The organism is Thermococcus sibiricus MM 739 (genome assembly GCF_000022545.1).
GTDB classification, from domain to species: domain Archaea; phylum Methanobacteriota_B; class Thermococci; order Thermococcales; family Thermococcaceae; genus Thermococcus_A; species Thermococcus_A sibiricus.
The window spans coordinates 298,476-311,948 of record NC_012883.1; the positions used below are offsets into that span (position 1 = coordinate 298,476).

Sequence of the window (13,473 nt, forward strand, 5' to 3'; positions counted from 1 at the left end):
GAAAAAAATGGTAGCTAACAGAGAGGCAATCCTAGCTGATTGGGAAGCTCATCCTATGAGAAAGCCGAGAATTGAAAAAGTCACTATAAACATTGGTGTTGGTGAGAGTGGGGAGAGATTAACAAAGGCAGAGAAAATGCTGGAGACATTTGTAGGGCAGAAACCAATAAGAAGAAAGGCAAAAAAAACTAACAGGGACTTTGGGATTAGGAGAGGAGAACCAATAGCCCTTAAGGTGACCCTTAGAGGAAAAAAAGCTTCTGACTTATTGAAGAGATTATTGGCTGCTGTTGACAACAGAATTAAGATTTCGAGCTTTGATGAGCATGGAAACGTCTGTTTTGGAATCGATGAGCACATAAACATACCAGGAGTCGAGTATGATCCAGAGATTGGTATATTCGGCATGGATGTATGTGTAACATTAGAAAGACCAGGTCACAGAATTGCCATAAGAAAGAGAAGAAGACACCATATTCCAACAAAACACAAGCTCACTAAGGAAGAGGGAATAATTTTCATGCAAGAAGAATTTGGAGTTCAAATTGTGGAGGGATGAGAATGGCAAAGGCTGATTACAATAAGAGAAAGCTCAGAAAATTTGGTAAAGGTGCGAGAAGATGCGTTAGATGTGGCCAATTCGGACCAATAATTAGGATACATGGATTGATGCTATGCAGGCACTGCTTTAGAGAGATAGCTCCAAAATTAGGATTTAAGAAATATGACTGAGGTGAGATGAGATGACTTTATTAGATCCCTTGGCAAATGCATTGTCACATATCACAAATAGCGAGAAAGTGGGTAAGAGCGAAGTGTACATAAAACCAGCTTCAAAGCTTATTGGTGAAGTACTAAGAGTCATGCAAGAAAATGGGTACATTGGAGAATTTGAATTTATTGATGATGGAAGGGCTGGTATTTACAGAGTCCAGCTTTTAGGAAAAGTCAATAAAGCAGGTGCAATAAAACCAAGATTCTCAGTAAAAGCTAAAGAATACGAGAAATGGGAGAAAAGATTTCTACCCGCGTTTGAATTCGGTATATTGGTAGTATCAACCTCTCAAGGGGTTATGACTCACAAGGAGGCCCTAGAAAAGGGCATTGGTGGAAGACTAATAGCCTATGTCTACTGAGGTGAGAAAAATGCCAGTTGATGCATGGGTGAGGGAAGAAGTTAAAATTCCAGAAGGAATCACAGTCGAAATAGAAGGTAACCTTGTGAAAGTGAAAGGACCAAAAGGAGAAATTGATCGTGAACTTAGCTATCCAGGGTTTAAACTTTTTACCGAGGACAATAAAGTTGTTATCTACAAGGGCTTCCCAAGGAGAAATGACATAGCAATTGCAAGAACATTCAGAGCCCATATAGCAAACATGATTAAAGGAGTCACCGATGGGTTTACCTACAGACTAAAAGTGGTTTATAGCCACTTCCCAATAACAGTAAAGGTCCAAGGTGACAAAGTATACATTGAAAACTTCCTTGGTGAAAAAGCTCCGAGGATTGCTGAAATACTCCCAGGGGTTACAGTAAAAGTCATGGGAGGAGAACTCCTAGTAGAGGGTATAGATAAAGAAAAGGTAGGTCAAACTGCAGCAAATATTGAGCAAGCAACCAAGGTGGTTGGGAAAGATAGGAGAGTATTCCAAGATGGTATTTACATTGTAGAAAAAGCTGGTAAGTCTATAAAGTTCTGAGGTGTGAGAAATGAATGAAAAAGTGAGACTGTTGAAAATAAGGGCCAAAATCAAGAGAAAAAAACCTAAGTTCCTTAGACAGGAATGGTGGAGATTTCCAAAGTTCAAAAATGATCCTAAGTGGCGGAAACCAAAAGGAACAGATAGTAAGATGAGAGTTAAGCTAAAGGGCAAAGCAAGGTCACCAAGTATTGGATGGAGCTCACCAAAGGCTGTTAGAGGACTTCACCCCAGTGGGTATGAGGAGGTACTTGTTTACAATGTTAAGGATCTTGAGCTTATTGACTCAAAAAGACAAGCAGCTAGAATTGCAGCCACTGTCGGAAAGAAAAAGAGAATCATGATAATTGAGAGGGCTAGAGAATTAGGTATTAAGGTGCTCAACGCGAGGTGAGAATCATGCTTAAGATGCAGAGAAGAATTGCTGCTGAATTGTTAAAATGTGGCGAGAATAGGGTTTGGATAGACCCTGAGAGGATCGAAGACGTTAAATCCGCAATTACTAGAGAAGATATTAGAAGATTGATAAATGAGGGCGTGATCAAGAAAAAGCTCCTTAAAGGACAAAGCAGATATAGAGCAAAAATTAGACAAGAAGCAAAGAAAAAAGGCAGGCACAGGGGTCATGGAAATAGAAAAGGTAAGAAAACTGCCAGAATGGGTAGAAAAGAGAGATGGATAATGACGATCAGAGCGCTAAGAAAGGAGCTTAGAAAGCTCAAAGCTGAGAAAAAGATTGATGAACACATATACCGCAGCCTTTACATAAGGGCTAAAGGCGGTCAGTTTAAGAGCAAGCACCAGCTTTACTTGTTCATGGAAGAGAGAGGGATATTAAAGAGGTGATATAAATGGCTCACGGACCAAGATATAGGGTTCCATTCAGAAGAAGGAGAGAAGGTAAGACTAACTATCACAAGAGGCTTGCACTTCTTAAATCAGGCAAGCCTAGATTAGTTGTGAGGAAGACACTTAACCATCATGTTGCACAAATAGTCCTTTACGCTCCAGAAGGAGATAAAACAGTTGTCTCAGCTCATACAAGAGAGCTTATGAGAGACTTTGGGTGGAAGGGACATGGTGGAAACACTCCAAGTGCTTATCTCCTTGGACTACTAATTGGGTACAAAGCTCTTGAAAAGGGTATAGAGGAGGCTATACTTGATATAGGGCTTCATCCGCCAACAAAGGGTTCAAGCATATTTGCAGTGCTTAAAGGAGCAGTTGACGCTGGTCTTAATGTTCCTCATAGTGAAGAAATTTACCCTGGAGAAGAGAGGATAAATGGGAAACACATAGCCGAGTATGCAAAAATGCTCAAAGAAGATGACGAGAACTACAAAAAGCAGTTTGGGGGATATCTTGTTAAGGGACTTGAACCTGAAAAGCTTCCTGAACACTTTGAAGAAGTTAAAGCGAGAATCATTGAGAAATTTGAGAAGGTGAGAGCATGAGTCAAGAATGGAAGGAATACGCTCAAAGAGTTTTAGAGGAATGGCAACCTAAAACAAAACTTGGTATGCTAGTTAAAGAAGGACAGATCACTGACATTCATGAGATTTTCAGAAAAGGATACCAAATAAAGGAGCCAGAAATAGTTGATGTGCTCCTTCCAGAGGTTAACTCAAGAGAGAACCAAGAAGTAATTGATATTGCCCTAACAGTGAGAATGACAGATAGCGGTAGAAGAGTCAGATTTAGGGTATTGGCAGTCGTTGGTAACAGAGACGGATATGTAGGACTTGGCATTGGCCACGGAAAGGAAGTTGGAATAGCAATAAGGAAAGCAATAAATTACGCTAAGATGAACATAATTGAGATCAAAAGAGGATGTGGTTCATGGGAATGCAGATGTAGAAGGCCTCATTCAATCCCGTTTGCTGTTGAAGGTAAAAGCAGTAGTGTGAAGGTCAAACTCATGCCAGGACCAAGAGGACTCGGACTTGTGATTGGTGACGTTGGTAAAAAGATACTTACTCTAGCAGGGGTCAAAGATGCTTGGTCTCAAACCCTTGGGGAGACAAGAACTACGGTTAACTTTGCAAAAGCAGTTTTTGAGGCTCTCTACAACACTAACAGTGTCGCTGTAAAGCCTGAAATGGCTGAACGGTATGGTATAGTTGTGGGTAAGGAGATGCCACAGAACTTTGAGCTGTGAGGTGAACTAAGATGTCAAAATTTGCATTGATTAGGGTAAGAGGTAGAGTGAACGTAAAGAGACCTGTGAAGGATACTTTGGCCATGCTTAGGCTCCATAAAGTAAATCATCTTGTGATAATTGATGAAAGTCCTTCATATAATGGAATGATCCAGAGAGTCAAAGACTACATAACTTGGGGTGAAATAAACGCTGAAACTCTAGCAAAACTCATTGAGAGAAGAGGGAGACTCTCAGGAAATAGACGTGTGACTGAAGAATACGTGCAGGAGAAACTTGGAATGACTATCAAAGAATTTGCAGAAAAAGTGATTGCAGGGGAAATGACACTTAGTGACTTACCGGGCCTCAAGCCAGTTTTCAGAATGCACCCACCAAGGGGCGGCTTTAGAAACAAGAAGAGGAGTTTCAAAGAAGGCGGATCTTTAGGCTATAGAGGGGAAGCAATAAATGAGCTTATAGAGAGAATGTTATGAGGTGTGCGAGATGATTAGGAGAAAAAGAAAAGTGAGAAAACTTCGTGGTTCCCACACTCATGGATGGGGTTGTAAGAAGAAACACCGTGGCAGTGGGCACAAAGGCGGTAAAGGAATGGCGGGAACAGGAAAGAGGAAGAAGACAAAGTGGACTTGGGTCATCAAATACATGCCAGAGCACTTGGGTAAGAGAGGATTTAAGAGACCAGTTGAGGCCCAAAATGAGGTAATGGCAGTTAACCTCAGATTTATAGATGAGCACTTAGATGAATTTATGCAACTCGGCATTGCCTACGAGGAAGAAGGAAAAATAGTCGTTGACACCACTCAATTTGCAGATAAAGTCCTTGGAAGTGGAAAAATAACTAAGCCTCTCGTTATTAAAGCGAGGGCATTCTCTCCTAAAGCTGAAGAAAAAATTGTTCAAGCTGGGGGAGAGGCCCTCCTTGCTTGATTTTTAATTATTAATATTTTTGAGGTGTAATCTATGGGAGCAAGGGATTTAATCTATAAAGTGGAGCATGCATTTCCAGAAATTGATCGACCAAAGAGACATGTAGCATTAAAAGAGAAATTTGCATGGACTGGAGTTGCATTATTATTATATTTTGTCATGGCTGAGATTCCTCTTTTCGGTATACCAGCAGAGGTCCAAGATTACTTTCAAACTTTGAGAGTGGTTCTTGCAGGTAGAAACGGCAGTCTCTTGACATTAGGTATTGGACCCATAGTAACTGCTGGGATTATCATGCAACTGTTAGTCGGTTCGGAAATAATAAGATTGGACTTGTCAAATCCAGAGGATAGAAGATTTTATCAAGCACTTCAGAAAGTTTTTGCAGTTTTCATGTGTTTCTTTGAAGCAGGAGTATATGTATTTGCAGGAGCTTTTGGAAATCCAGCAATTGCAATTAAACTGCTTTTAGTACTCCAATTAGCTTTTGGTGGAATAATGATCATGATCATGGATGAACTTGTAAGCAAATGGGGAATTGGGAGTGGTATAAGTTTATTCATTGCTGCTGGAGTCTCCCAAACAATCCTGACTCTCTCTCTTAATCCCCTTACGACTAGTGCGGCCCTTGATCCGTTAACAGGAGAGCCTGCAATAATCGGTGCTATACCTGCTTTTATCCAACATATAATCCAAGGCGATCTTTTGGGGGCCCTTTATAGAAGAGGAATGCCAGATATGGTTAGTGTTCTAGCCACTATAGTAATATTCCTTATAGTGGTGTATTTAGAAAGTATGCGGGTTGAGATTCCCCTCAGCTATGGAAGGGTAACTGTAAGGGGAAGGTACCCAATTAGGTTTATGTATGTGAGCAACATTCCAATCATTTTGACATTTGCTCTTTATGCCAACATACAACTCTGGGCCAGACTCCTCCAAAGAATAGGTTACCCCCTACTTGGAAGGTTTGATGAGAGTGGTGCGGTAGTTTCAGGATTTGTCAGATACGTGTTGCCCCCTAGGGATATATTCAGTGTCATGGCCGATCCAGTGAGGGCTTTGGTTTACGCTATATTAACAATATTCTTTGCTTTGATCTTTGGATTCCTTTGGGTTGAACTCACAGGACTTGATGCAAGGAGTATTGCAAGGCAACTTCAAAGAGCTGGACTACAGATACCAGGATTTAGAAGAGATCCGAGAATACTTGAAAGGGTTCTTCAGAGATATATCCCTTACGTTACCTTTTGGGGAGCTTTTACATTGGCAGTTGTAGCAGTGCTTGCAGATTTTCTAGGTGCATTGGGAACTGGAACAGGCATATTGCTTACGGTTGGTATTCTCTACAGGTTCTACGAAGAAATAGCAAGAGAACAAGCAAGTGAGATGTTTCCAGCATTGCGTAGATTTTTTGGATGATTTCTTCTTCTCTATCTTATTCCTGAAAAACCTTATAAACCAATTTTTCTTTGTAGTGTTTGGAGTGCGAGTTTTTATTAAGGTGATATAAAATGCCGTTTGTGGTGGTTATTACAGGTATTCCGGGGGTAGGAAAGAGCACGATCACACGATTGGCATTGCAGAGGACTAGAGCAAAATTTAGAGTTGTTAACTTTGGAGATATAATGTTTCAAGAAGCAGTAAAAGCAGGTTGGGTTTCTCACAGGGATGAAGTGAGGAAATTAAGTTTGAAGGTTCAAAGAGAATTACAATTGAAAGCTGCCCAGAGAATTCTTGAAATATCTCAAAAAGAACCTGTGTTGCTCGATACGCATGCTACAATTAAGACTCCTTTAGGGTATATGTTAGGTTTTCCAAGAGAGGTAATTGAAGTCATAAATCCGAGGTTTATGGTTATAATAGAAGCTAATCCGAGTGAGATACTGGGTAGGCGTTTGAGAGATTTAAAAAGAGATAGAGATGTTGAAACAGAGGATCAAATTCAAAGACACCAAGATTTAAATAGGGCTGCTACAATCAGTTATGCGATGCATTCCAATGCACTTATAAAGATAATTGAAAATCATGAAGACAAAGGTTTAGAAGAAGCTGTTAATGAATTGGTAAAAATACTTGATTTGGCGGTGAATGAAGATGCTTGAGGGAGTTTATTTGGCTTTGGATAAATTATTTGGGCCTTTGGTCATGAATGCTCATCCACTGTGGGTAGTAACCCTCTCTGGTGCCATACTTGGTGGATTTTTCACACTAGTAAATCACTTTTTAATTGACCAAGAGAAAATGAAAAAACTTCAAAAGATGAGCAAAGAGTTCCAAAAAGAGTGGAAAGCTGCTCAACAGGCAAAGGATGAAAAGAAACTAAGAAAATTACAACAAAAGCAAATGGAGTTACTAAAGCTTCAAAATGAGGTTATGAAGGACTCGATGTTCAAACCGATGCTCTTTACAATGCCGATATTTTTCATATTCTCTGGCTGGATGAGAAGATGGTATGTTGAGACTGCAATCGTGAAGTCACCATTTAACTTTTTCCTCTTTGATTGGTTCCATAGGTTCTATCATTCTGCTCTTCCAGCCAACGAACTTGGCTACATTGGTTGGTACATCTTGACTTCAATGATTGTTGGGCAAGTTTTAAGAAAGCTCTTAGATTCATATTAGTTAAATTTAAAAATGTTGCACAAAAAAGCTAAGCGAGGTGGAGAGGTATGAAGACAATGCACAGATCAAGATCATGGAGAAGGAAATACGTTAGGACTCCCGGAGGGAGAACTGTAATACACTTTGAGAGAAAAAAGCCAAAAGTAGCACACTGTGCAATGTGTGGAAGACCCCTTAATGGGATTCCTAGAGGAAGGCCCAATGAACTCAGAAAGTTGCCTAAAACAAAGAAAAGGCCTGAAAGACCAATGCCAAACCTTTGCCCAAGCTGCATGCGCAGGATTATGAAAGCACAAGCAAGGGCTACTTTATAAGGTTAGGTTAAATAAAGGGATGCTATATGTCAAGAAAATGCCTAGTAATCACAGTGAGTGGTTTGGCAGGAAGTGGGACAACGACTCTCTGTAGAAACTTATCTAGGTATTATGGATTTAAACACATATATGCAGGTTTAATATTTCGTCAAATGGCAAAAGAAATGGGAATGAGCCTACAACAATTTCAAGAGTATGCAGAAATGCATCCTGAAATCGATAGAGAGGTGGATAGGAGACAAATAGAGGCCGCAGAAGATTGTAATGTTGTTATTGAAGGTCGTTTAGCTGGCTGGATGGTGAAAGAGGCTGATTTAAAGGTATGGCTTGAAGCACCAATTCAAGTAAGAGCTCAGCGAGTGGCCAGAAGGGAAGGCATAAGTATTGAAGAGGCATTCATGCAAATTGCCGAGAGGGAAATGCAAAACAGAAAAAGATATTTAAACCTATATGGAATCGATATTAACGACCGTTCAATTTATGATTTAGTGATTAATACTTTCAAATGGGGTCCTGATGGGGTCTTCGCGATTGTGAAGGCCGCCATCGACCACCTATACCCCGACGGTGACGCGGGGTCGGGTGCAAACCCGGGCAACAAAAGTTAAGGAGGTGGAATGAAATGCCAGCAATTGATATTGGGAGGTTAGCTGTAGTTATTGCCGGAAGGAGAGCCGGACAAAAAGTGGTTGTTGTTGACATAATTGACAAGAACTTTGTCCTCGTTACAGGCGCTGGTTTGAACAAGGTGAAGAGGAGAAGGATGAACATAAAGCACCTTGAGCCCCTTCCGGAGAAGATTAACATCGAGCGCGGTGCTGACGACGAGGCTGTCAAGGCCGCTCTTGAACAAGCTGGAATAAGTCTTGAGTGATCTTGAGCGATTTGTTCATTCTCTTTTCACTTTGCAACCTTTCTTTTCTTAAGCTTCTGCCTGCGATGTCTTGTCAAATTTGGGAGCTTTATTAAGCAAAAAATAGAAAAGGGACATCATTACTCGGCGTATATCATTTTAATGGTCATTCCACCGTCCACAACGAAGTTCACACCTGTTATAAAGCCGGCTTTTTCGGAATCGGCCAAAAAGGCGCATATGTGGGCTATGTCCATTGGATCCCCGACCCTTCCTACGGGGTGCTGCTCATGGTCAATCGGCCTTAGGTTTGGCTCCTTTCTTAGCCGTGACTTCTTCCACCTTGAAGTTTCTATCCACCCGGGGCTCACGCAGACGACCCTTATTCTGTACTTTGCAAGGCTTATGGCGAGGGAATGAGTTAAAGCCACCAAGCCGCCCTTGGATGCCGAGTAAGGCTCGGTGTCAGGCTCAGACATGAAGGCCCTCGTGCTGGCGATGTTTATTATGACTCCTCCTCCCCTCTTTATCATCTCTTCGGCCGCATAGCGGGAGCAGATGTACGGCCCGGTGAGGTTCACCCTTATGACACGCTCCCACTCCTCAAGGGTTCTCTCGAATATGCTTTTCACGGACATTATGGCCGCATTGTTCACGAGTATGTCGACTCCCCCGTAGAGTTCCACGGTTTTTTTGACCATGTTCTTTACAGATTCTTCGTCGGCAACGTCAGTCTTTATGAAGGTAACGTCAAAGCCCTCTTTTCTCAGCATTTCCTCCCTCTCTCTGCCAGCCTCCTCGTCTATCTCCGCTATGACAACTTTAGCACCGTTTTGGGCGAACAGCTGGGCTATGGCGGCGCCTATGCCCTGTCCTCCACCCGTAACTATTGCAACCTTCTCCTCAAGGTTGTAGATGCTCATAAATTCTCCCCCCTCAGTATTCTGGTCTCTGGTAGACGGAGCGTAGCATAAGCTCCTCGACTCTGACGTCTTTGGGGAGTTTCAGCAGGCACCTGACGGCTTCTGCTATTTCATCCGGCTTCAGGTAGCCTTTCTCCTTGGGTTTTCCTGGCTTACTTCCTCCAAAGTACGTGTCAACAGCCCCGGGCCTGAGTTCAAAGAACCTCACGTCTGGGTTCTCGATCTGGAAAGTCCTGACGAGGGCCCTGGCAGCCCACTTGGTTGAGACGTAGCCCCCTCCGTAGGGAATGAGCCTTGCCGATACGTCGGAGGTTGTCACAAGTGCCAAACCGCCGGTTCTCTTCAAGCTGTCAAGGAAGGCCTTTAAGGTTCTCCAGACGCCGAGGAGGTTAACCTCTATCATCTCGTGGAACTCCTCTTCGCTCAGTTCTTCAAGCCGTTTAAAATAGCCTAAACCGGCGTTTGCAACAACAACGTCAACGTCTCCAAAGCGTTCGAGGACTTTCTTTGAAAACTCTTCCACGCTCTCTGCCTTTGAAACGTCGAGGTGGTGATAAAATACTTCCACACCCTGCTCCTGCATCAGCTCGTGGGCAATTTTTTCCAGCCTATCAACGCTCCTAGCACCAAGTGCAAGGGCGTAGCCGTCTCTGGCCAGAGCTCTGGCAATAGCTTCCCCTATACCGCGAGATGCCCCTGTTATCACAGCAACCTTCATATTTACACCTCCTTCAAAACAATAGGATAAATGAAAAAACGAAATGTTCAATCAGATGGAAGGTAAACATCTATATCCTTAACTTTGCCCTCCCTGACCATTAGGGCGAGCTCCCCCTTTAGAGCGTTCCCTTTGACCTCAACGCTTTTACCGTCCTTCAGGTGTAGAACGGTTCTTGCCTTGTTAAGGTCGAGCTTCCAGGTGTCTTTTCTGCCCGGGTTGTGGTAGGTGACTCTACACTTTCCGAGGAAGTTGAAACTCACATTTCCTTCTTCATCAAACAGCCCTTCTGGGAGGGCGGGCTTAAAGGTAAGGGTCAGTTCTCCGTTTTCCAAACTAAAGGGTTTATCGCCCACGAACATGTTTTTCCATATGCTGAGGAACTCGGCGTTGGCACCTGTAAGTCTTGCAACGAAGCCTGTTCCATGGAGGGACTCGTCGGGGTAGGCGCTACTGACTATGAACGAGGAATTTTCGAGGGGGCTTCTTCCATAGACTGCCGGGTCAAGGAAGGCAATGATAACGTGCTTGAAGTCCTGATAGAACTCGTCGTAAACCTTACTCTTTATAAGCTCAAGCATGTACTTGTATTCCATGTGGAGCCAAATGGACTCATTTTCTAGCCATCCGGGGGTGAACGCCCTCGCCCTGCCGATTTCTATTGGTTGGTCTTTCAGGGGGGCGTTGAGCTTGTACATCCTCAGCTTTCTGTCGTAAAGGTCGCTCTCTTTGACATTCCTGTAAACTCTCCTTAAAAGCTCCCTATTCTTGAAAACTCTGAACTGCTTGACGATACCCTCAAGGAAAAGGGGCATGCTCTTTCTCTCGAACCTTAAGATCTTTACTTCCCCGTCTTCTCCAAGTTTGTATTCTACGGGCTCGTAGTAGAAGTACATCGGAAGTAGGCCATTGTTCTCTTCCATGGCTTGCTCGAGACCGACCCATAGCTTGTTACGGAGTCTTCTTAGGCCCTCAAGAAGTTTTCCTGTCCTCACTTTTATCTCCTTGCCATTGAACCCGAGTTTTGTCCTCTCCCTGTACTCCTCGCGCAGTTTTGAGAGATTATCCCAGAGCCAGTGATCCTTCTTTTCGTCATTCCTCTGGTTGTATTCCTCGATAAACTTGAGTTCCCCACTGTAAAGATCCCAGATCTCCACGGGGATTCTTAGCTCTTCATCGGGGAACTCCTCAAAGGCTTCAATTATGAGATCAAAGAGCCTTACCAGCTCAGCACTTTCTCCCACTGAGGATCCAAAGAGTCCTGGAAGTCCATTGAGGGCATCGTACCATCCAGGCTTCCCTGCCTCCATCTCTATTCCAATTCCCGCTGGATCAAGCGTTGCGAATTTAATGAGGGCTAGGTTAAGGAGTTTGGTAATGAGATTTGTCCTATATATTTCTTCTCTCCTTCCTGCTCTCATTATGTGCTTATGCTCTTTCCTTGAGTCTATTAGTGCCTTCTTCTCTTTATCCTCCACAAGAGAGTTATACTGCCTTACCTTTCCCTTCTCAACAACATACCTTTTGCTCCTCGGGAGGACAACCATTGAATTATCGTAGTATGTGTAACTATAGTCTTCAAAGAGAAGCTCCTTCTTTTTGTCAGGGTATATTCCCAAGTAGCTTTCTATTAGGTCTAAGTTATATGTCCAATGATCGCACCAGTAGCCTTCACCGTGGACGGCGTCGATCTCTTCCTCGCAGTGTTTAAGGATTTGCCTGAGGAACTCCTCTTCGGATACTTTAAGCTTAATCCCACTGTCGTCAAGGAACATAATCAGCCTTCCTGGTGTGAAGGGTTCCTTTAAGAACTCGGTAAGCGGTTCAGGATTCTCAACGAGCTCTTTAAGGAAGTCGGAATTTTGAACCTTAAGGCGATATTTCACACCATTAATAATGAGCGGATTGTAACCGTCTGCCTGTATGAGGTTCATGAAAAACCTTATGTCATAGTTCCTTATCTCGGGATGAAAGAAAACGTTCTCCCGCCTGTTCTGATTAACATCTCTGTAAGCACCGTTTCCAGTCGAATAGTACTCGGGGGTGAGGGCGAAGTAGTTGTAATCCCTCTCCTGGTCGCCGTGTTTCCTCAGGTAGAGGTAGTAGACAAAGGGCCTTTCCTCTTCAAGGACAAGTGGATACCCACCCCGAAGGATGTTATCGAGGTAACACTGCTTGGCGTATTCATCAAAAAGCCTTAGGGAGGTTCTCGTTGATATATCATTTACTATCTCATCTATTATCGCATTTCCCTCGGCATATTTCTGCTCAAGGTACCTTTTGTCGGCAAAATTCTTTGCGTAGCCTTCGAGCATTGCTATATGGGGCACGTAGCCGATTACAGAGTAAAGTTTAACATCCTCTCCCGGTTTGAGTTGGAGCTCAATGGGGGAGAATGCCGAGGGGAGTTTGTTAAAGGTTATCTGTCTCGCCTTGACAAGCTCGCTTAACGGCCTGTTGATGAAGTTTTCGGGCCGGAGCATAGATGTATCACTACCAAAAACAAGATCAGGGTCAACTATAGGCCTCACAAGTTCGCTCTTTCCGTCTCTGTTTACAAGGGAGATATAGAATGTACCCTCAGTTAGTTCCTCCACCTTTGGGACATCTTCTGTTGAGGATCTGAGCTTGAAGAAGGGCATCCCCTTTTCGAGGTTGTGAACTTCCATCCAAGCCTTTATCGTTGTGAGCATGTACTTTAGGACGTAGTCGTTTACGCCGTAAGGAACAATAGTGGACATGCCGTCAAGCACTTCAATCCTTTTGGTGGTAGTAGAAATATTTTCTATTGTGACTTTCCTAACGAGGGCCGGAATCCTCTCCCCTGGGATGGTGTAATAAAGGATGTTGATTTTTAACCCGAGGTCCTTGTTGAGTTCCTCGATCTCAAGCTCGTTCCGCCCAATGTACATCCTCTGGGTGGCATGTTCATTGGGAGTGAAAGGCTCGTAGAAGGACCCTTCCTCCGGCAGTTTTATGAATGTCCTGAATCCGTGAGTTCTCACTCTCTGATAGGCCTTAACGGCAGACTCAAACTCCATTATTGGATGATCTTTGTCTTGTATACCAAAGGAGCTTATACACTGTGCCCTGTTAACGTAGAATACCCAGAGAGGTATACCCCTTTTTCCGGCTATGCCAGGCAGAAAGCTTGCGAATGGCTTGGAATAGTTATAGTTCTCCATAAAAAACCTGCCTTTCTCGTCGAAGCCATATGGTGTCATTTCTCATCACTCCTTGTAGATAGAAAGATT

The 13,473-nt window shown here is 43.2% G+C and carries 19 protein-coding genes; 16 read left to right on the forward strand and 3 right to left on the reverse strand.

Translation table 11 applies throughout. The features are described 5' to 3' along the window. Window positions 1-7 precede the first annotated feature (7 nt). The 16 genes from TSIB_RS01470 to TSIB_RS01545 all read left to right on the forward strand — a co-directional run bounded on the left by TSIB_RS01470 (window position 8) and on the right by TSIB_RS01545 (window position 8,599). Window positions 8-559 carry a 50S ribosomal protein L5 gene (locus TSIB_RS01470; protein ID WP_015848588.1) on the forward strand — a complete coding sequence of 184 codons (552 nt, stop codon included), beginning with the start codon at window positions 8-10 and terminating at the stop codon, window positions 557-559. Window positions 560-561: 2 nt separating this feature from the next. After that, window positions 562-732 carry a 30S ribosomal protein S14 gene (locus TSIB_RS01475; protein ID WP_048160160.1) on the forward strand — a complete coding sequence of 57 codons (171 nt, stop codon included), beginning with the start codon at window positions 562-564 and terminating at the stop codon, window positions 730-732. 11 nt (window positions 733-743) lie between these two features. Further along, window positions 744-1,136 carry a 30S ribosomal protein S8 gene (locus TSIB_RS01480; protein WP_015848590.1) on the forward strand — a complete coding sequence of 131 codons (393 nt, stop codon included), beginning with the start codon at window positions 744-746 and terminating at the stop codon, window positions 1,134-1,136. 10 nt (window positions 1,137-1,146) lie between these two features. Beyond that, the gene (locus tag TSIB_RS01485; protein WP_048160161.1) at window positions 1,147-1,701 is read left to right on the forward strand and encodes a 50S ribosomal protein L6; all 555 of its coding nucleotides are present in this window, start codon (window positions 1,147-1,149) and stop codon (window positions 1,699-1,701) included. Window positions 1,702-1,711: 10 nt separating this feature from the next. Beyond that, window positions 1,712-2,095: a 50S ribosomal protein L32e gene (locus TSIB_RS01490; RefSeq protein ID WP_015848592.1), complete on the forward strand. Its 384-nt coding sequence runs from the start codon at window positions 1,712-1,714 to the stop codon at window positions 2,093-2,095. Between the two features lie 5 nt (window positions 2,096-2,100). Beyond that, entirely contained in the window at window positions 2,101-2,547 is a 447-nt protein-coding gene (locus tag TSIB_RS01495; RefSeq protein ID WP_015848593.1) for a 50S ribosomal protein L19e, read from the forward strand. Window positions 2,548-2,552: 5 nt separating this feature from the next. Next, complete coding sequence (locus TSIB_RS01500; RefSeq protein ID WP_015848594.1) at window positions 2,553-3,155, forward strand: 50S ribosomal protein L18; 603 nt, start codon at window positions 2,553-2,555, stop codon at window positions 3,153-3,155. Further along, the gene (gene rpsE / locus TSIB_RS01505; RefSeq protein ID WP_015848595.1) at window positions 3,152-3,859 is read left to right on the forward strand and encodes a 30S ribosomal protein S5; all 708 of its coding nucleotides are present in this window, start codon (window positions 3,152-3,154) and stop codon (window positions 3,857-3,859) included. Before TSIB_RS01500 ends, rpsE begins: the two co-directional genes overlap by 4 nt. Before the next feature lie 11 nt (window positions 3,860-3,870). Continuing rightward, entirely contained in the window at window positions 3,871-4,335 is a 465-nt protein-coding gene (locus tag TSIB_RS01510; RefSeq protein ID WP_015848596.1) for a 50S ribosomal protein L30, read from the forward strand. A 10-nt stretch (window positions 4,336-4,345) separates the two neighbouring features. Beyond that, complete coding sequence (locus TSIB_RS01515; protein ID WP_015848597.1) at window positions 4,346-4,789, forward strand: uL15m family ribosomal protein; 444 nt, start codon at window positions 4,346-4,348, stop codon at window positions 4,787-4,789. 33 nt (window positions 4,790-4,822) lie between these two features. Further along, window positions 4,823-6,208, forward strand: a complete 1,386-nt coding sequence (secY, locus tag TSIB_RS01520; protein ID WP_015848598.1) for a preprotein translocase subunit SecY — start codon at window positions 4,823-4,825, stop codon at window positions 6,206-6,208. 92 nt (window positions 6,209-6,300) lie between these two features. After that, window positions 6,301-6,891: an adenylate kinase gene (locus tag TSIB_RS01525; protein WP_015848599.1), complete on the forward strand. Its 591-nt coding sequence runs from the start codon at window positions 6,301-6,303 to the stop codon at window positions 6,889-6,891. Beyond that, complete coding sequence (locus tag TSIB_RS01530) at window positions 6,884-7,411, forward strand: DUF106 domain-containing protein (protein ID WP_015848600.1); 528 nt, start codon at window positions 6,884-6,886, stop codon at window positions 7,409-7,411. Before TSIB_RS01525 ends, TSIB_RS01530 begins: the two co-directional genes overlap by 8 nt. 47 nt (window positions 7,412-7,458) lie before the next feature. Next, window positions 7,459-7,725: a 50S ribosomal protein L34e gene (locus TSIB_RS01535; protein WP_015848601.1), complete on the forward strand. Its 267-nt coding sequence runs from the start codon at window positions 7,459-7,461 to the stop codon at window positions 7,723-7,725. A 26-nt stretch (window positions 7,726-7,751) separates the two neighbouring features. After that, window positions 7,752-8,333 (forward strand): (d)CMP kinase, encoded by a 582-nt coding sequence (cmk, locus tag TSIB_RS01540; protein ID WP_015848602.1) that lies wholly within the window; start codon window positions 7,752-7,754, stop codon window positions 8,331-8,333. A gap of 14 nt (window positions 8,334-8,347) precedes the next feature. After that, the gene (locus tag TSIB_RS01545) at window positions 8,348-8,599 is read left to right on the forward strand and encodes a 50S ribosomal protein L14e (RefSeq protein ID WP_015848603.1); all 252 of its coding nucleotides are present in this window, start codon (window positions 8,348-8,350) and stop codon (window positions 8,597-8,599) included. Window positions 8,600-8,718: 119 nt separating this feature from the next. Here the strand turns inward: TSIB_RS01545 and TSIB_RS01550 are convergent, their stop codons facing one another. From TSIB_RS01550 to TSIB_RS01560, 3 genes are read right to left on the reverse strand one after another with little or no spacing between them, the layout of a single operon-like run. Then, the gene (locus tag TSIB_RS01550; RefSeq protein ID WP_015848604.1) at window positions 8,719-9,501 is read right to left on the reverse strand and encodes an SDR family oxidoreductase; all 783 of its coding nucleotides are present in this window, start codon (window positions 9,499-9,501) and stop codon (window positions 8,719-8,721) included. Between the two features lie 13 nt (window positions 9,502-9,514). Beyond that, window positions 9,515-10,219, reverse strand: coding sequence for an SDR family oxidoreductase (locus tag TSIB_RS01555; protein WP_015848605.1), 705 nt, complete (start codon window positions 10,217-10,219; stop codon window positions 9,515-9,517). A 47-nt stretch (window positions 10,220-10,266) separates the two neighbouring features. Then, entirely contained in the window at window positions 10,267-13,443 is a 3,177-nt protein-coding gene (locus TSIB_RS01560; protein WP_015848606.1) for a hypothetical protein, read from the reverse strand. Window positions 13,444-13,473: the final 30 nt, after the last annotated feature.